At 60.9% G+C, this 16,796-nt stretch carries 13 protein-coding genes; 2 read left to right on the top strand and 11 right to left on the bottom strand.

Annotated features, from left to right (window positions below; all coding sequences use genetic code 11):
• Positions 1-16: 16 nt before the first annotated feature.
• The gene (locus QP990_RS00660) at positions 17-1,216 is read right to left on the bottom strand and encodes an aromatic acid exporter family protein (RefSeq protein ID WP_200288594.1); all 1,200 of its coding nucleotides are present in this window, start codon (positions 1,214-1,216) and stop codon (positions 17-19) included.
• 165 nt (positions 1,217-1,381) lie between these two features.
• Between QP990_RS00660 and QP990_RS00655 the strand changes: the two genes are divergently transcribed.
• Positions 1,382-2,437, top strand: coding sequence for an HNH endonuclease signature motif containing protein (locus tag QP990_RS00655; RefSeq protein ID WP_284797977.1), 1,056 nt, complete (start codon positions 1,382-1,384; stop codon positions 2,435-2,437).
• 150 nt (positions 2,438-2,587) lie between these two features.
• Here QP990_RS00655 and fbaA read toward each other — a convergent pair whose 3' ends face one another.
• The 9 genes from fbaA to QP990_RS00610 form a co-directional block, all read right to left on the bottom strand.
• Positions 2,588-3,622 carry a class II fructose-bisphosphate aldolase gene (gene fbaA / locus QP990_RS00650; protein WP_023019991.1) on the bottom strand — a complete coding sequence of 345 codons (1,035 nt, stop codon included), beginning with the start codon at positions 3,620-3,622 and terminating at the stop codon, positions 2,588-2,590.
• 143 nt (positions 3,623-3,765) lie between these two features.
• Positions 3,766-4,956, bottom strand: coding sequence for a glycoside hydrolase family 76 protein (locus QP990_RS00645; RefSeq protein WP_023027775.1), 1,191 nt, complete (start codon positions 4,954-4,956; stop codon positions 3,766-3,768).
• A gap of 54 nt (positions 4,957-5,010) precedes the next feature.
• Positions 5,011-5,676: a TrmH family RNA methyltransferase gene (locus tag QP990_RS00640; protein ID WP_284797975.1), complete on the bottom strand. Its 666-nt coding sequence runs from the start codon at positions 5,674-5,676 to the stop codon at positions 5,011-5,013.
• Positions 5,669-6,259, bottom strand: coding sequence for an orotate phosphoribosyltransferase (pyrE, locus tag QP990_RS00635; RefSeq protein ID WP_051138304.1), 591 nt, complete (start codon positions 6,257-6,259; stop codon positions 5,669-5,671). The genes QP990_RS00640 and pyrE overlap by 8 nt, the downstream gene beginning before the upstream one ends.
• Positions 6,260-6,328: 69 nt before the next feature.
• Complete coding sequence (locus QP990_RS00630) at positions 6,329-7,807, bottom strand: hypothetical protein (RefSeq protein ID WP_284797974.1); 1,479 nt, start codon at positions 7,805-7,807, stop codon at positions 6,329-6,331.
• 88 nt (positions 7,808-7,895) lie between these two features.
• Positions 7,896-8,753, bottom strand: a complete 858-nt coding sequence (locus tag QP990_RS00625; RefSeq protein WP_023019996.1) for a sulfurtransferase — start codon at positions 8,751-8,753, stop codon at positions 7,896-7,898.
• Between the two features lie 55 nt (positions 8,754-8,808).
• The gene (gene clpB / locus QP990_RS00620) at positions 8,809-11,364 is read right to left on the bottom strand and encodes an ATP-dependent chaperone ClpB (RefSeq protein ID WP_239208658.1); all 2,556 of its coding nucleotides are present in this window, start codon (positions 11,362-11,364) and stop codon (positions 8,809-8,811) included.
• Positions 11,365-11,496: 132 nt separating this feature from the next.
• A complete protein-coding gene (locus QP990_RS00615; RefSeq protein WP_284797972.1) occupies positions 11,497-12,909 on the bottom strand; it encodes a TetR/AcrR family transcriptional regulator in 1,413 nt (470 codons plus the stop codon).
• Positions 12,910-13,169: 260 nt separating this feature from the next.
• A complete protein-coding gene (locus QP990_RS00610; RefSeq protein ID WP_284797971.1) occupies positions 13,170-14,543 on the bottom strand; it encodes a sodium/glutamate symporter in 1,374 nt (457 codons plus the stop codon).
• 179 nt (positions 14,544-14,722) lie between these two features.
• Between QP990_RS00610 and QP990_RS00605 the strand changes: the two genes are divergently transcribed.
• Positions 14,723-15,895 (top strand): FAD-binding oxidoreductase, encoded by a 1,173-nt coding sequence (locus QP990_RS00605; RefSeq protein ID WP_284797970.1) that lies wholly within the window; start codon positions 14,723-14,725, stop codon positions 15,893-15,895.
• Here QP990_RS00605 and QP990_RS00600 read toward each other — a convergent pair.
• Positions 15,892-16,707: a carbon-nitrogen hydrolase family protein gene (locus tag QP990_RS00600; protein WP_284797969.1), complete on the bottom strand. Its 816-nt coding sequence runs from the start codon at positions 16,705-16,707 to the stop codon at positions 15,892-15,894. The genes QP990_RS00605 and QP990_RS00600 overlap by 4 nt on opposite strands.
• Positions 16,708-16,796 lie beyond the last annotated feature (89 nt).

Here is a 16,796-nt window from a genome sequence, read left to right as displayed (position 1 = left end):
CCCCCAGGCGACGACTTCAGTCTTCGCGCCCCCACACCTCGGGCGGATAGGCCGGATGCTGCGACGTCGGCACGAGGTGCGCCACGGCCGACTCACGCGAGAGCCCGCAGACCATGAGCATGTCGACCACAATGGAACGCGTCTGGCCCAAAATCATATAGGCCGATAACGTGCCGTCCTTGTCGATGATGTCTAGCCCGGCGCGCCCGCCTACGATGCGCAGCCGCTGCACGAGGTCCGGAATCTCAATCGCTTCGTCGTGCCCATGCTGTTTGCCCTGGCCGTAGAGCTCGCTGATGGCGAGCATGATTTCAGAAAGCTCATCGAGCAATTCCACCTGCGCGTCTGAAACCTTGTCGCGGTCCTCCGTCAGGCCCAATGCCTGGCGGGAGAGCACGCGCACGCCGCGCACCGCGTTATCTACCGGCATGAGGATGCGCTCCAGCGAGCGAATGCTGCGCCGCGATGCCCACAACAGTGGCGAGACCTCCGAGGCCTCCCTGCCCGATTGCGCCGCACTCAGCAGGGTATTCACGCTGTCTTGCGTACCGCGCACCGCCTCGCGCGCATCTCGGATAACGGCGGGGTCTTGCTGGCGGATGCCGTACGTGACGTCGGCAAGAATGCTCGAGGCAATCTTGAGCACCTTCGATACCTCGCGCCGCGCCTCCACCAACGGGGAATTGGGAATCAACGCGATGGTTATCAGGCCAATGCCTGAGCCAATCATCGCGTCGATCGCGCGGTGCAGGCCACCCGGGCCCTCCGTGGGTGGAAAAATCGTCGCAATCAAAATCGCGCCAAAGACAATCTGGTTAGTAATCAGCGGCGACTTGGTCAAAAACGAGCCCACCACCAGGCCCGCGCCCACGATGAAGAAAATCTGGAACGGCCCCTGCCCCACAATCTGAAAGAGCAAGTCGCCTACGGCCACGCCGATGATGCCGCCAATCGACATCTCCAGCGCCTTCTTCATCCTGTCCCCACCGGACATCCCTAAAATGATGACCGCGGAAATCGGCGCAAAGAACGGCTGCGGGTGCCCCACCACATCGCCGGCCACCCAGTACGCGAGCGCCGCACCAATGGTCGCCTGCACAATATAAACAAACCGCGAGCGGATGCGGTTTACCCGCGAGAGCACCGAGCGGTCAATCACCCGCAGCTTTTGCCGCGTTGAGACTCTTTCCTTCGCTTCCGACATGCCTTCCAGCATAGAAGACCGCCCCCTACCATCGCCGCTGTCCCCGCGCATCTTGGCCGCCGGCTAACCTGTGGACAGCTCTTGCCGACGCCCCCTTTCCCCCACTCATCCACAATTTCTCCCTCCCCGGCCGCGCACCGCTTGTTCAGCCCTCGCGTGCCCTTTAACTTCGGCCGTGTGAACACCGATTTTCTTCTGCTATGCCGCCGCGGCGTCGACCTCGTCGCCGAATTTCGGGGCTGCTCCGAAGACTCGCTTCTCGAAGCCGGAGCCAGTCCCCTTCTGGCTGCCCAACTCGCCCGCCTGCAGCACGTCTACTTCGGCCGCACGTCGAATACCCGCAAGCAACGCCACGCCCGCGAGGCCGCCCGCAGCCGCGGCCATGACCTCACCACGCTCGATAGCATCGAGTCTTATACTCACCGCGTGCGCGATACCAACCGCGCTTGGGACCTGCGCCTAACGCTCTGCCGCACCGAGGCCCGCCTGATTCCCTCCGTGGCCAAGAAGCTACTCAAGCAGATCAATCCGCCCCGCCGCCCCGAGCCCGGAGTGCGCTATACCCGGCACCCCGACGGGCCCCACACCATCTCCATTACGGCCGATCCCACCGATATCGCCGATATCAAGGGCGTGCTCTCCTCCGTCAATAAAGACGATCCCCTCGCCGCCGCCAAGAAGGTCTTCCTCGAGGGCAATCCCGGCGCGCTGCCGGCCGTGCATACCAACGTCATCCTCACCCTAGACCAGCTCGACCGCATCGTCGCCGCACCTTCCAATGCCTCCGACATCACCCTCCAGCTCACCAACGGCGCCCACATGACCGGCGCACAGCTGGTTGCCCGCGCTCTCGCCCAGCGCGGCTATGTCAGCCTCGTTCACCCCGAGCACGGCCCGGTAAACCTGTATCGCACCGAGCGCATGGCCACGTGGAAACAACGCATGCTCGCCGCGGCCGAGCACCCCGTGTGCGCGTGGCCGGGCTGCACTACGCCTGCCGACGACGCCCAAGTCCACCACCTCACCGCCTGGTCCACCGGCGGACCCACAAACCAAGAAAATCTGGTCACCTTGTGCGCGCACCACAACGCCGTCAACCAAGATGACCCCTCCCGACCCACAGAACGCGGCCGCATGGTGCGCGTCAATGGCCGCATCGCCTGGGTGCCGCCGTGGAGCAATACCCCACGGTTCGTCCCCAGCCCCGCCCGGCCACCGAATCCCCACACATAGCCACCCAGCCCTTAGCCCCCGGCCCCACCACCCGCCAGCGCCGCCCGCGAAATCCCGATCCTGGCCGAAGACATGAAAAAGCCGCCTCCCACGCGGGGGAAGCGGCCAGTTCGGCGTGCCTACTTAAGTGGCTGCCGCAGCTTAGAAACTTTACTTGGAGAGGGACTTGCCCACAGAGTGCAGGTCCTGGCAAGACTCGATGACGCGCTCGGACATGCCCTGCTCTGCCTTCTTCAGGTAGGAGCGTGGGTCATAAACCTTCTTGTTGCCAACCTCGCCGTCAATCTTGAAGACGCCATCGTAGTTTTCCATCATGTGGCGAGCAACCGGGTTGGTAAAGGCATACTGGGTATCGGTATCCACGTTCATCTTGATGACGCCGTAGCGAAGTGCCTCTTCAATCTTTTCCTTCTCGGAGCCGGAGCCACCGTGGAAGACGAAGTCGAAGGCGTACTCGTCCTCACCCAGGCCGAGCTTCTTCTGTGCAACCTTCTGGCCCTCCAGCAGGACCTCTGGGCGCAGCTTCACGTTGCCTGGCTTGTAGACGCCGTGAACGTTGCCGAAGGTAGCGGCCAGCATGTAGCGGCCCTTCTCACCGGTGCCCAGGGCATCGATGGTCTTTTCAAAGTCCTCCGGGGAGGTGTACAGGTTAGCGCCTGCCTTTGCCTGAACACCGTCCTCTTCGCCGCCGACGACGCCAATCTCAGCCTCGAGGATGACGTGAGCGTTCTTAGCCTTTTCCAGCAGTTCCTGTGCGATGACCAGGTTCTCGTCGATTGGAATAGCGGAGCCGTCCCACATGTGGGACTGGAACAGCGGGTTCTCGCCGCGGTCGACGCGCTCCTGGGAGATAGCCAGCAACGGGCGGACGTACTCATCGAGTACCTCCTTCTGGCAGTGGTCGGTGTGCAGCGCGATATTGACGCCGTAGTGCTTCGCGGCCTCATGAGCGAATGCGGCCAATGCCTGAGCACCCTTGACCTTGTCCTTCAGTGCCAAGCCGGAACCGAAGGCTGCGCCGCCGGTAGAGAACTGGATGATGCCGTCGGACTCGGCCTCCGCAAAGCCCTTCAGAGCTGCGTTAATGGTCTCAGAAGAGGTGCAGTTGATAGCTGGGAACGCGAAGCCATTCTTCTTCGCGGTATCCAGCATCTCGTTATAGACCTCAGGGGTTGCAATTGGCATGAATTTCCATCCTTAAAAGTGGGTTTGTGGTCAAACACGTTCCAGCACCCAAGTATGCCCGTTTCACGGAATTTCTGCCGCAAAAACTCTGTGACATTTTCAACCCATCTATGCGCGCCGCACAACTGGCCCGCCCCTGCGGACTATTTAGATAGATGCCGCGTCACGCGAGCGCAGGCCTCCATCAGCATCCATCCGGAAAGTTGCACGGATAAATCGCGCTCGTCCACGCGGATGATGCCTACCTTCTCACTCATGGTGCGCCGGCCGAAGCCGTAGTTATGCGGCAGGCGCGCATCGGACAACCAATCAGAGCCGAAGATCGGCAGACCATCAACCTCTAAGCGGTGCTCCCACACCGACTCGGCCGAGGCCATCACCATGCGCGCGGCCAGCTTCTTCGTGGCACGGTTGGCGGGAGAATCGCCGGGCAGGCGCACGGCGACGTCGGCAAGATAGCGCATCAAAATGCCCTTAAACAGGCCCCCATCACCATCGCCGGTCTCCCAGTCCACCACGCCCGAGGGGGTAGCCATGCCCGAAGCCACCGTCTGCACCAGGCCGCGGATGCGGATAATGTAGTCCATCATCTCGGACGCCAGCTCGGCCTCGTGCACGCTGTCGATTTGCTCCAAATCACCGATACCGGCCTTTTCCCGCAGCGCCAGCACAATTTCCAAGCACGCACCTAGAACCACGCCTTGGCAGTAGGGGTGGATGTTTTTTACCACCTCAGGGCCGTCCATGCGCATGCGCACGCCATCCATGATGTAGCCGTCGTCATCAAGCAGGTGATCGTAGATCCAGTCGATGATGTGGCGCGCTTCCTCAATGCGCCCCATCCGCGCCAACATGATGGCGCCCGGGCCATTGGAGGGCACGTTCATGAAATTCTCGCCGAGGCGCCACGGCAGCACGCCGAGCGATTCATCGAGTCCTTCGTGGATATTGCGCTGCAGCTCCGCCAAACGCTTCGGCGTCTTCGCCTTCTTTAGCTCCTCCACGCGGCCGAAGGCCAAGGCGAGCCACCCCTTGTCATCGTAGTATTTATTCTTCGTCAGCTGCGTCAGGTTGCGGATACGAATCCCCCGCATGGTGTCGAAGATGCGCTGTCGGCGCACCTTGGTGTTATTGCGCAGCGCCGCATCAACGAGGCAATCCAAATAATGGGCCTGCCACCAGTAGTGCCAATGGATGAAGAGTTTTTCTTTCGTGGTAGGCGGCCAGCTCACCACCGCAAGATTGGTGCGCGGCAGGCCCCACACAGGGTGCGCGTGGCGCTCATTGATGGCGGCTTCTGCGAGTTCGGCGCGGTGGGCCCATTTTTCTTCCACGATTCCTCTATCACTCCAGTTACGCGGGTAGATATAGCTAGTGTAACGATCTTCCTACCAAGAATCGGCTAGATCAGCGTGCTGGCGAATCCAGGCGTGCATGGCGATTCCGGCCGCGACGCCTGCGTTGATGGAACGGGTGGAGCCGAACTGGGCGATGGAGCAGGTCATCACGGCGGCGTCCTGGGCAGCTTGTGTCACGCCGGGGCCTTCCTGGCCGAAAAGTAGAAGGCTGCGCTCGGGCAGCTCGGCCGTTTCCAGGGGCACGCAACCGGGGGTGTTGTCGATGGCGACGACGGTCAGCCCCTCCTCGGCCGCCCACGCAATAAGCTTCTCGACGCTCTCATGGTGCATCAAGTGCTGGTACCTATCCGTCACCATTGCCCCACGCCGATTCCACCGCCGGCGGCCGACGATGTGCACTGTATCGACGGCGAATGCGTTGGCGGTACGCACGACGGTGCCAATATTGGCATCGTTTTCAAAGTTCTCGATAGCGATGTGCAGGCTATGCCGGCGCTTATCGATGTCCTTTTTGATCGCTTCCCTGCTCCAGTAGCGGTAGGCATCGACGACGTTGCGACGGTCGCCTTCAGCGAGCAGCTCTGGGTCGTATTTCTCAGCCTCTGGCCCTTGCGGCAGCGGACCTTCCCACGGGCCTACGCCATGGCGGCCCTCGTTCCATTCGGTCGGGCCCTTGGCCTCACCTGCGTTAGGCAAGGTCAAGGTCGCCCAGGCCCAGCAGGGAGCGGTATTCAAGGCCTTCTGCGGCGATGACGTCGCCGGCACCAGTCTCGCGGTCTACGACGGTCGCCACGCCAACGACCTCGGCGCCAGCCTCGCGCAGCGCAGCCACGGCGGTCAGCGGGGAGTTACCGGTGGTCGTGGTGTCTTCTACGACAAGGACCTTCTTTCCTTCCACGTCCGTGCCCTCGATGCGGCGCTGCATGCCGTGCTTCTTGGCTTCTTTGCGCACGACGAAGGCGTCGATATCGCGGCCGTCGGCATGCATGATGGAAGTAGCAACAGGGTCAGCGCCGAGCGTTAGGCCACCGACGGCCGCGAAATCCCAATCGGCGGTCAACTCGCGAAGCAGCGCACCGATGAGGCGGGAGGCCTCGTGGTGCAAGGTAGCGCGGCGCAGATCCACGTAGTAGTTAGCTTCCTTGCCCGAGGACAGGGTCACCTTGCCGTGGACTACGGCCAGTTCCTTGACTAGCTCGGCAAGGCGGGCCTTCTTCTCGGCATCCAGGTTCTGGGCATTCGCGGTGTGCGCATTGGTGTTGTGAGAATCCACAGTCATCTGCTCCTTGTCGTGGTTCGTGCGCGGCGGTTCGCGCATGGTGGCAGGCCGCCAGTATCGGTCTCTAGGCTACTCTTCCCGGCGCGGGTCCGATTCCTCGGCTGCACGGGAATCGGCCGCGCCGGGGGCGGGCCCACTAGTGGAATCGTCGGAGGGGCCGTCGAAGATGGAGGCAGCGCGGAACTGCTGGCGCGGCAGGCGGGCGGTATGAGAATCGGGGGTGGGGCGCTCGCGGCCGTCGGCAATAGCGTCTACTTCGTCGCCGCCTAGCGCGCTGTGTTCGACTGGGCCGCGAGTTTCGGAGTACGCCCGGGACGGCATGTGCAAAGGCTCTTCCGGCCGCTGGATGACGGGACGCTCAAACACGGGTGCACCGGTAGCCGGCGCACCGCCGACAGCTTCCGCGATGGGCTGGGCGGGAATCTCGCGAGCTGGATCCAATTCCTCTAGTCGCACCACATGGGTGGCCGAGGAGCGCGGTGGCAAGACACGGGCGGCGTCTGCCAATAACGCAAGCGGCGGTAGCATCGCTTCCCATTCCGCGGAGCGCGCCTGCTTCGTAGTCTGTGCTAGCACCCACTCAGTTTCCATCCACAGTGCGGTGACCGCTTCGGGCATTTGCTGCAGGGCGACGTGAACACGCTCGTCTACCATGCGCTCGGTAACAGCACTATCCGAGGAATACACATCAAACCCCTCAAGAGTCATGGCTAAATGCAGATCCTCAGAGGCCTTCGTGTCTTCGCGGTCGAAGCGACGGAAGTCCACCACCATGTCTGAGGCCGCTCCGGTGCGCATCGCCATGACGTTGACGCCATCAATATCCATCAACAGCATCTCGTGGCCATACACGTTTCCCGCGACAATGTCTTTTGGCGCCGCACCGGTAGAGGCCACTCCCCTCGTCCATTCATCTACGAGGTAAGGATCGGACTTCATAAATTCGAAGCCTTTTGCTTCTGCCCAACTGCGGCGCTCGCGACGCAACGTTCCCGGCAGAATCGGCCGATGGCGGGTGTGCGGCTTGGAGGGCGCGCGGTTCTCGCTCGCGGTCTCCTGGCTCGGATTGTGGCTTCGCTCGTGCTTCGGCTCGTTGCTCGGCTCCTGGTCTGGTCCGCGCTCAGGGGTTGGCTCAGGGTCTTGCTGGGTTTCAGACTCCGGTGCGGACTCTGGTGCGGCTTCGGCATGGGACTCGGGAGCTGGGGCAGCTGGCGAAGACGCTAGGTGGGCTGGGTCGACAGCGGGGGCATCGCTAGAGGTCGAGTCAACGGGAGCGGTATCGGAAGAAGCAGGCTCGGCGGACTCGGTGGACTCGGTCTTGGGCTCAGGCTCGGGGGAAGCGGCGTCGACAGGCGCGGCGTCTGCGGGAGTGGTGTCTGCAGGAGCGGTGTCCGCGGGCGCGGTGTCTGCAGGCGTGGCGTCAGCGGGCGTCGGGTCCGTGTCGGCGGAGAGTATAGGGGCGGAGGTGCGCTGTTTGCCGTCGTAAAGCAGCAAGGCACCGCCGACAATGCCGAGAAGTAGCGCCAAAGCAAGGATTAGAAAAGCCATCACCCCACGATAGTAGTAGGAACAAACAAGCCCTCAGCGCTCGGCGCGCGGAGGCGGGAGGCTGAGGGCGAGGGGTGAGCGTGGGCGATTAGCCGTTGACGGTAAGGCGGTCGCCGCGCTCGACAGGGTTCTTAGGGTTAGCGGACCACTGCGACCAGCCGCCGACATAGTGGCGCAGGCCGGTGAAGCCGGCGTCGTGCATGGCGGCGAGGGCGAGGGCGGAGTGGTTGCCAGAGCCGGAGTAGATGATGGCGCCTTGGACATTGTCGGGGGTTAGTCCGGCGTCGAAAAGAACTTCGCGGATTTCACCCGCAGACTTCCAGGTGCGCAGGCCGTCGTTGTGGAAGAGGCGCTCCGGCACATTGACGGCGCCGGGGATATGACCGGCCTTAAGGTCGAGGTTTTCGCGGCGGCCGGCAAAGCGGTTGCGGGTGCGGGTATCGATGAGCAGGCCATCGTGACTGCGCACGTCATCGATGGTGGCCACCGGCATCTGGCCGGGGTTTACCGTGGCGCTGGCGCCCACGGCGAAGTTGCCGGGGCCGGTCAGCGTCGTATAGCCCAGGTGGCGCCAATTGGCCAAGCCGCCGTCGAGGATGCGGACGTTGTCCAAGCCGGCCCAGCGCAAGGTCCACCACGCGCGGCCGGCGAATAGGCCGCGCCCCTCGTCGTAGACCACGACGGGGCGGTCCTCACGGATTCCCCACTGGCGGAAGTGCTCCTGCAGCTTATCCGGATCCGGCAGCGGGTTGCGGCCTACCTGTGAACCGGGGAGACCGGCGAAGGAATTAGCGGTATCGCTAAACAGTGCCGTAGGAATATGCAAGGAAGTGAACTGGTTATAGCTCTGACGCAGCTGTGGCTGCCAGTGGGTGGCCAAGAGGGTAAATCGTTCGCCGTGATAAATGGATTCGCGGAGTTCTTGTGGGGAGACCAAAATGCTCATGCCCCGAGTCTAGGGGCATGAGCAGGATTTGGCGCGGCGGGCGGTACGCGGCCGACTAGCGGGCGGCGATGTCTAGCTCGGCACCGCCATCTGCGACGTCCACGTGGACAGTGTCGCCATCGACGATATCGCCGGCCAACAGCTTCTTGGCGAGCTTGTCACCAATGGCCTGCTGGATGGTACGGCGCAGCGGGCGGGCACCATAGGCTGGGTCGTAGCCGCGCTCGGCCAGCCAGGACTTGGCAGAATCCGAGACTTGCAAGGTCAGGCGGCGGGCGTCGAGGCGCTCGGCCAAGCCACGCAGCTGGATATCGACAATGCCGCGTAAGAGCTCCTCAGAAAGGGGCTCAAACATGACCACGTCATCGAGACGGTTGATGAATTCAGGCTTGAAGGCCTTCTTCACCGCATCCATGGTTTCTTCCCGGGTGCCGCCGGCGCCCAAGTTGGAGGTCAAGATGATGACGGTATTGCGGAAGTCGACGGTGCGTCCCTGGCCGTCGGTAAGCCGTCCCTCATCCAAGACCTGTAGGAGGACGTCGAAGACATCGGGGTGGGCCTTTTCTACCTCGTCGAAAAGCACGAGCGTGTAGGGGCGACGGCGCACGGCCTCGGTGAGCTGTCCGCCGGCCTCATGGCCGACGTATCCCGGAGGAGCACCAACGAGGCGGGAAACGGAGTGCTTCTCCCCGTACTCGGACATATCGATGCGAACCATCGCGGATTCATCGTCGAAGAGGAAGTCCGCCAGGGCCTTCGCAAGCTCGGTCTTGCCCACGCCGGTAGGACCGAGGAAGAGGAAAGAACCGGTGGGGCGGTTCGGATCGGCCACTCCCGCACGGGAACGGCGCACAGCATCCGATACCGCGGTAACGGCTTCCTTCTGTCCCACCACGCGCTTGCCCAGCACGGATTCCATATTGAGCAGCTTTTCTGTCTCGCCCTGCAGCATCTTGCCGGCCGGAATGCCGGTCCAAGCGGAGACGACCTCAGCGATGGTGTCTGGGCTTACTTCCTCATCGAGCATGGTATTGCGCTGCTCGGTGGCCTTAACTTCGGCGGCCGCAAGATCCTTTTCCAGCGGCGGAATCTTGCCGTAGTTAATCTCAGAGGCGAGTGCGAGGTCGCCATCACGCTCGGCGATTTCTGCTTGTCGGCGCAGGTCATCGAGTTCTTCCTTGATGTTTTGCACATCATCGATGGCCTTCTTCTCATTAGCCCAGCGGGCCTTGAGCTCGCCGAGCTTCTCGCGCTGGTCCGCAAGCTCACCTTGCAGGGTGGCCAGGCGGTCTTGAGAAGCAGCGTCCGATTCCTTCTTCAGCGCGAGCTCTTCAATCTCCATGCGGCGGACGATGCGCTCGAGCTCGTCGATTTCCTGCGGGGAGGAATCGATCTCCATGCGCAGGCGGGAACCTGCTTCGTCGACAAGGTCAATGGCCTTATCCGGCAGGAAGCGGTTGGTGATGTAGCGATTGGACAGCTCGGCGGCCGAAACCAACGCGGAGTCCATAATGCGCACGCCGTGATGCACCTCATAGCGCTCCTTCAGGCCACGCAGAATACCGATGGTGTCCTCCACGGAGGGCTCGGCAGCATAGACCTGCTGGAAGCGGCGCTCCAGAGCGGCGTCCTTTTCGATGTACTTGCGGTACTCGTCCAAGGTAGTGGCGCCTACGAGGCGCAGCTCGCCACGGGCCAGCATGGGTTTGATCATATTGCCGGCGTCCATAGAGCCGTCACCGGTAGCACCGGCGCCGACGATGGTGTGCAGCTCGTCGATGAAGGTGATGATCTCGCCCTCAGAGGACTTAATCTCATCGAGCACGGCCTTTAAGCGCTCCTCGAATTCACCGCGGTACTTAGCGCCAGCGACCATGGAACCCAAGTCCAGGCTGATGAGGGTCTTGCCCTTGAGAGACTCGGGGACATCGCCAGCCACGATGCGGCGGGCCAAGCCTTCCACGATGGCGGTCTTGCCCACGCCGGGCTCGCCAATGAGTACCGGGTTATTCTTCGTGCGCCGGCTGAGCACCTGGACCACGCGGCGAATTTCCTGATCACGGCCGATGACCGGGTCGATCTTGCCTTCGCGGGCGCGAGCAGTGAGGTCAGTGGCGTACTTTTCCAAGGCCTGGAATTGGTCCTCCGGATTCTCGGAGGTTACCTTGGCAGCACCGCGCACGGAAGGGAAAGCGCCCTTGATGGCGTCATAAGTAGCACCGCGGCCGGTAAGCAGCTCGGCGGCATCGGTCTTGGAGGCGGCGATGGCAGCCAGCAGAACCTCGGTGGAAACGAATTCATCACCAAGCTCACCGGCCAGTTCCTGCGACTGCGTTAGGACGTTGAGGCCGTCGCGGTTAAATTGCGGGTTGGCCATATTTGCGCCCTCGGCCTTGGGATAAGAATCAACAAGCTCGCGGGCTTCCTTGAGCACAGTATCCGGATCTACGCCGGTGGCCTTAAGAACCGGAGCGGCGATTCCGCCGTCCTGACTGAGAATTGCCGCCAGCAGGTGAGCCGGGCGGATATCCGGGTTTCCATTAGAAGAGGCGGTTTGCAGGGCGTCCTGCAAGGCCTCTTGTGTTTTAGTGGTGGGGTTAAATGAGTTCATGTGTGCGTTGCTCCTTCTAAGATTTATTCACCCACTGTAGGGCTTCACTTAGTACAACGCACCCAGAGGTGAGCCTATTCCACTCAACCTAAATATTTTTGAGCGTAGGTCGCTCAACTTTGCACAGGGTGATTAAACCTGCTTGAACTCCTCGTTTTCATGGCCAAGAATCTGCAAGCCATGGGCGATGGCAAAGAAGGACACGGTTACCACCTGGATAAAAAGCGCCCACTTGAGATCTTCATTAAAGCTCTTGAAATCGCCGATGCTGCACAGATGGGCAATGCCATTGGCCCCTGCCCACACGGCCAAAGTGCTGATATAAACCAGCTGGTCGGTGGGAGTAATTCCCATCTCGATGACAAACTTGCGGAGCAGATCCATCATGATGGCGAAGTTCTTGGTCATGCCCTCATGCGAGCTACCATCACCATTGTGCGGAACTACAGAACCGCTGGCCAGCGCAATAATGGAGCTGAAACGCTCTGGGTACATCATCGCGTAGTTAAAGTAGGCGGCCGCAACAATCTGCAGGCGGTCTACCGTGGGGGTGTCATCCGGAAGCTCGGCGAGGCAGGCCTCAAAGATCTTCGCCATCTCTGTGGTGGTGAGAGTTTCTGCCACCTCACGCAGCGCGAAGTCATTGTCCATAATGGTGGTCAGGAAGTCTTTGGAGGTACCAAGCTTTTCGGCCACGTGGTCAAAGAAGCGACGGTCGACGCCGTTGCGACCAGCAACGCGCAGCGCGGCCTCAATAATGACCTTCTTGGCTTCCTCCGGGTCCATTTGCTCGAGGTTATCCGGGGCCACGAAGGGCTTTTCACGTTCGCTGCCCATGACCTTTTCTACAATGCCGCGGGCATCGTTCATAATGGGGCGGCGCTGCGGGATCTGCTTATTTTTAAACCAATATTGCAGGGCATCAACCACAAGGCGATCCACCTGCTTCAGGTTAGCGGCGCGAATAACGGCATGCTGCAGGCGCAAGATGCCCACCACACTCAGGTGGCCCATGCCATGGATGAGCGACCAGAGGGCCAAAGTAATGCGGCCGATTTCCAGGGGCGAGATATCTCCGTCTGCCGCTACGACGGCACCCTGCTCTTCGGCAAAGCGCTTGACGACGTTCAGCGCCATGTCCGCACCCGGCGTGCCCGACTTTTCCCCCTTGGCAAATTGGCAGACCCGCTCCTCATCCATGGCATCGTACCGTTCGAAAAGGTAGTGGTAGATGTCGGGCTCGTCTTGCGCGTAGGCAAAGTAGGCCTCCGCCAACTGCATGAGGACATCGCCGCCAGAGTTACCCTCTGGCAGGTGACGTGCAGCCTCCACCATGTATTCAGACATGCGGCAATCCAAAAAATCTGGGATTTCCGCAAGCATGGCAGCACCGCTGCTAAATTCCTCAGAAACCGCCTCCGGCGAGAGGCCAGCCTGGTCTGCCACAGATTCCACGGTAACGGCCTGCTCGCCTTCGCAACCCGCTACATAAACAGCGGCTTCCAGGATAATCACCCGCCTGGAAGCCCCATCCAACTGGTACATCTATTTCCTCATCACGCCAGAGATTGACACCAGCTGATTCTAACAAATTTTAAGGTTTAGGGATAGTCCCAATCGATTGCACTTTTCAAGTATTTTTACCCTCACCGATGTTAACGGTGGTAGCGGGGCCGATAGGCCATGGTCACGACCGCAGCCGCGTCCACCCGCCTCGCACTGGGAACCATTTTCTAAGTTTTGGTGCACCCAATCTCATAGTTTTTAAGGTAGCGATGCGGGAGGGGAGACGTCGGCAAGCGCGGCTATTCCTGCCTTTGTCCTACATGGCCAATACCCTCTTGAAAGATGGTGCCGCGCGGTGGCATAAGACGCATGGATTTAAAGGCGATATAGACGCCGATGGAAATCGCCAAGGAAATGGCGCCGAAAATGCCGGTAAACCCGTACATGACGGCCATTGGCGCGATGATGGTCCACGAGATTTCAAAGGGTCCGAAGCCGATATAGGCCATGCCATATTCAGACAGGGTGCCGGACTTGAGCTTGGGATCCACGATCTTCAGGATGGCAATGCCGGTCGCCACGGTGGCGGTGGCCCAACCCCAGCCAAAGATGCCGCGCTCAATCCAGCGCTCACCAAAGAACTCGGCCGGGAACCACAGCAAGAAGAACACACAGAAGATGGTGCCGAGGATAAAGAGGAGAAGAAGCGCCTGCCAGTAGGAAGCAATGGCGGCCGGAACGATGGCGGCCACGCCGAAGGCAATGAGGTAGTCCGTGGCTGCTCCGGAGATGGAGGAAATGGAGTCCTTATCTAGGTAGTCCTCGGCGCCCACGAAGTTCATAAGCGCGCGGAAGAATAGTCCCACCACCATGGACATGGCAAAGAGCGGCACGGAGACATTCTCCCAGATGCTGCTCAAACCCTGGTTGATGCCGTAGGCAGTCATCACGGTCAGGATGATGAAGCCGAAGTGCAGTGCGAGCGGCTCGATGGACGAGGGATTGGTGGTAGCGCGGCCGAGCGACGGACGATCATCAATGTTTTTGATGTAGCCGCGGCGCAGCTCTTCCGGCAGCTCCTTGGGCACGTGGGAAACCTTGCCCTTGCGGATGCCCCAGTTGCCGGCGATAACGCCGCCAATGATTGCGGCCAGCGTGCCGACGGTCGCCGAGGTAAAGCCCAGCGAGGATGCCGCATCAGCGCCTACACCTTCGAGCGCGCCACCCACGGCCGCGGCGGTACCAAAGCCGCCGGTAAAGCCAACGGGCAGCATCATGCCGAACCAATTTGGGGTATCAAATAGCGGCGCAAAGAGGAAAAGACCCAGCACGATGAACAGGCCCCACTGGCCGGTAAACATCATGGTGGAGTAGCCCCACATATTGCGCGCACCCTTGCCCATATTTCCGCCTACTTCCATGGAGTAGGCCATAGACGCAAAGACCACCGCGATGAGGATGGAGGTGTAGTCACCCAAGTTATCGGAGAATTTAATCCAACCCAGCACGTTTGGACCAACCAGCAAGCCGATGAGGCCGGCGGTAATCGGGGCAGGTAGCAACAGGTCCTGGAAGATGAACTTCACTTGGTGACGCAGGACATTGCCGATGACCATGAGCAAAGAAATCCAGCCCACATCCAGCATGAGCGTATAAGCGGAAAAATCTTCCATGGAGACCCTTTCTAGCTGTGCAATTATGGCGGCTTGCCCCCGTTAGAGGGCAGACGGATAGGGAATACAATACCTTCCACTAAGTGATCCACAACATAGGCTCCCGTTTTCACCCCCACTACAGCTTTCAGTATGTAGCTCGACCTCCGGTGCGGCACCGACTATTAGGATGATGAGACATGTGGGAATTGGGCGAGCATTTTCGAAATTACGCAAACGAGTACCGCGATGCGGTGCACGAGCATTTCTTTAACGCGGTGCCCGAATCCCGGCAAATATTCGCCCTGTCTATGCACGATACCCATACCTCTCTGGTCCCCGCGCTGGCGTGGGTGATTGAACATACGGAGCCGGGACAGCCCCTGCTTTCCGAAGTCTCTGCAAAGCTCACCCAACTCGCCCGCGATCACCGCCGGCATGGGTTTCCGGCCGAGATTTATTCTCGTTTTGAACACGCCCTGATAGCGGGCCTGCGAGTCCTGGCACTGACGCAGTATCAGTACGATTTCGCCCGCGATGTCATCCATCGCATATGCACAACGATGGCCGAGGCTGCCGGGGAATCTGATGCCGCCGGCGAAGCACCGGCGCACTCGGCGCAAGTGGTGGCTGTAGACCATCCCACCCGTGATACTTCTATTATTCGCGTGGAAGCCGGCTTAGCCGTGCCCTATCAACCGGGACAGCACTTTCCCGTGACCACGCAGTACTTGCCCGGTCAATGGCGCATGCTTACTCCCGCACAGCCTAGCGACGGAACCGGCCAGTTAGTCTTCCACGTCTCCACCGCGGGTGAGGCCTCTCGGTCCCTCGCGCACGCGCAGCCCGGTGATTGGTGGACCCTTGGCCAGCCCGCTGGTGGAATAAGCCTCCACAACGCGGGCGCAGAAGAGCTAATCATCATTGCCTACGGCACCGGATGGGCCACGGCCCGCTGCGCGGCGCTCGCCGCGCTGGACGACGGCGACCACAATCACGTACCGCGCATCTTTGCCGTAGCGGGCAGCCCCGCTGCCCACTATGACACCTACTTCCAGCAAAATCTGGCAGCGCTAGGAGTCCGAGTGCGCCGCATCGTGCGGGAAGAAAGGGACCCGTGGTTGCTCAACGCCCGCGAATTGGCCCCCGGTGCCGATTATGTGGTCTCCGGAGAGCCGACCGATGTAGTAGTCAACGAGGTGGAGTTATCCACAGGCACTCCCCCGCGCTTCCTGCTCGTCGGCCCCGCCGAAGAGGTTGCGGAAGGTAAACAAGAGTTGGTTAAGAAGGGCTTGAACAAGCAGCAGATCGATGTCCTTAGCTGGGGCCGCGACGGGCGCTGGCAGCCGGAGGATTACGCAGCACTCGCCTAGTCCGCAGGGGCCACGACCGGCAAGGTGCGGCGGGTTTTCGCTACCTCATTCGGATCGATCTCGGCATAGAGGATGTCATCTTCGTAGCCAGCCTCGGCCACGCGCACCCCATTCGGATCAACGATGGTGGAATGTCCAATGCCCGTCGGGCCGGAGGGATTGCCCGCTTCTGCGTCACCGCCTGGGCGCGATTGGCCGGCCGCCACAATGTAGCTGGTGGAATCCAAGGCACGCGCGGCCGTAAGCAGGCGCCACTGCTCCAGCTTGCCGGGGCCGTCTGCCCAGCTGGTAGGCACCACGATAAGCTGCGCGCCCTGGCTAGCTAGCTCCTTGAACTGCTCCGGGAAGCGAATGTCATAGCAGGTGGCCACGCCCACTACAAGGTCATCAACATCAAAGGCAACCAGCGATTCGCCGGCCAAGACAGTATCCGATTCGCGGTAATCGAAGGCGTCATAGGTATGAATCTTGTCGTACCCACCTAACACGCCAGGCCCTGCAATAAGCGCTGTATTGCTAACCCGATTGATGGTCTTGCCATCGCGCTCAACGGTATCGGCTGGGCAAAACATGCCGGCTACGACGGTAACCTCGAGTTCTTCTGCCAGAGCTTGGATCGCCGTGGCAAACGGGCCTTCGAGTGATTGCGCCTGCTCATCAAGACGCCCGGAGCGGAAATTCTGTGACGTGGCCTCTGGCAGCACGATAAGTCGCGCCCCGTTTCCAGCGGCTTCACGGATCTTTGCTAGGGCTATCTCCTGGTTTTCGGTGATATTTCCGGTGGATGTTAACTGCACTGCTGCTACCTTCATGCCTTCCAAAGTAATGAAGCAGAACCGAGTTATCCACAGGCTGCCTCTGTGCCCATAGCGCTGAACCGCGATGTCCATCAGGCTAAAGG

Source organism: Corynebacterium sp. MSK071 (genome assembly GCF_030232125.1).
Lineage (GTDB): Bacteria > Actinomycetota > Actinomycetes > Mycobacteriales > Mycobacteriaceae > Corynebacterium > Corynebacterium kefirresidentii.
Note: the sequence above shows the minus strand (reverse complement) of the source record. Positions and strands in the feature narration are given on the sequence as shown.

Excerpts from the sequence above, each read along its gene's own strand:
- QP990_RS00660 (WP_200288594.1), bottom strand. The coding sequence starts at position 1,216 with ATGCTGGAAGGCATGTCGGAAGCGAAGGAAAGAGTCTCAACGCGGCAA.
- fbaA (WP_023019991.1), bottom strand. The coding sequence starts at position 3,622 with ATGCCAATTGCAACCCCTGAGGTCTATAACGAGATGCTGGATACCGCG.
- pyrE (WP_051138304.1), bottom strand. The coding sequence starts at position 6,259 with ATGACTGTGGATTCTCACAACACCAATGCGCACACCGCGAATGCCCAG.
- QP990_RS00630 (WP_284797974.1), bottom strand. The coding sequence starts at position 7,807 with ATGGCTTTTCTAATCCTTGCTTTGGCGCTACTTCTCGGCATTGTCGGC.
- QP990_RS00625 (WP_023019996.1), bottom strand. The coding sequence starts at position 8,753 with ATGAGCATTTTGGTCTCCCCACAAGAACTCCGCGAATCCATTTATCAC.
- clpB (WP_239208658.1), bottom strand. The coding sequence starts at position 11,364 with ATGAACTCATTTAACCCCACCACTAAAACACAAGAGGCCTTGCAGGAC.
- QP990_RS00615 (WP_284797972.1), bottom strand. The coding sequence starts at position 12,909 with ATGTACCAGTTGGATGGGGCTTCCAGGCGGGTGATTATCCTGGAAGCC.
- QP990_RS00610 (WP_284797971.1), bottom strand. The coding sequence starts at position 14,543 with ATGGAAGATTTTTCCGCTTATACGCTCATGCTGGATGTGGGCTGGATT.
- QP990_RS00605 (WP_284797970.1), top strand. The coding sequence starts at position 14,723 with ATGTGGGAATTGGGCGAGCATTTTCGAAATTACGCAAACGAGTACCGC.
- QP990_RS00600 (WP_284797969.1), bottom strand. The coding sequence starts at position 16,707 with ATGAAGGTAGCAGCAGTGCAGTTAACATCCACCGGAAATATCACCGAA.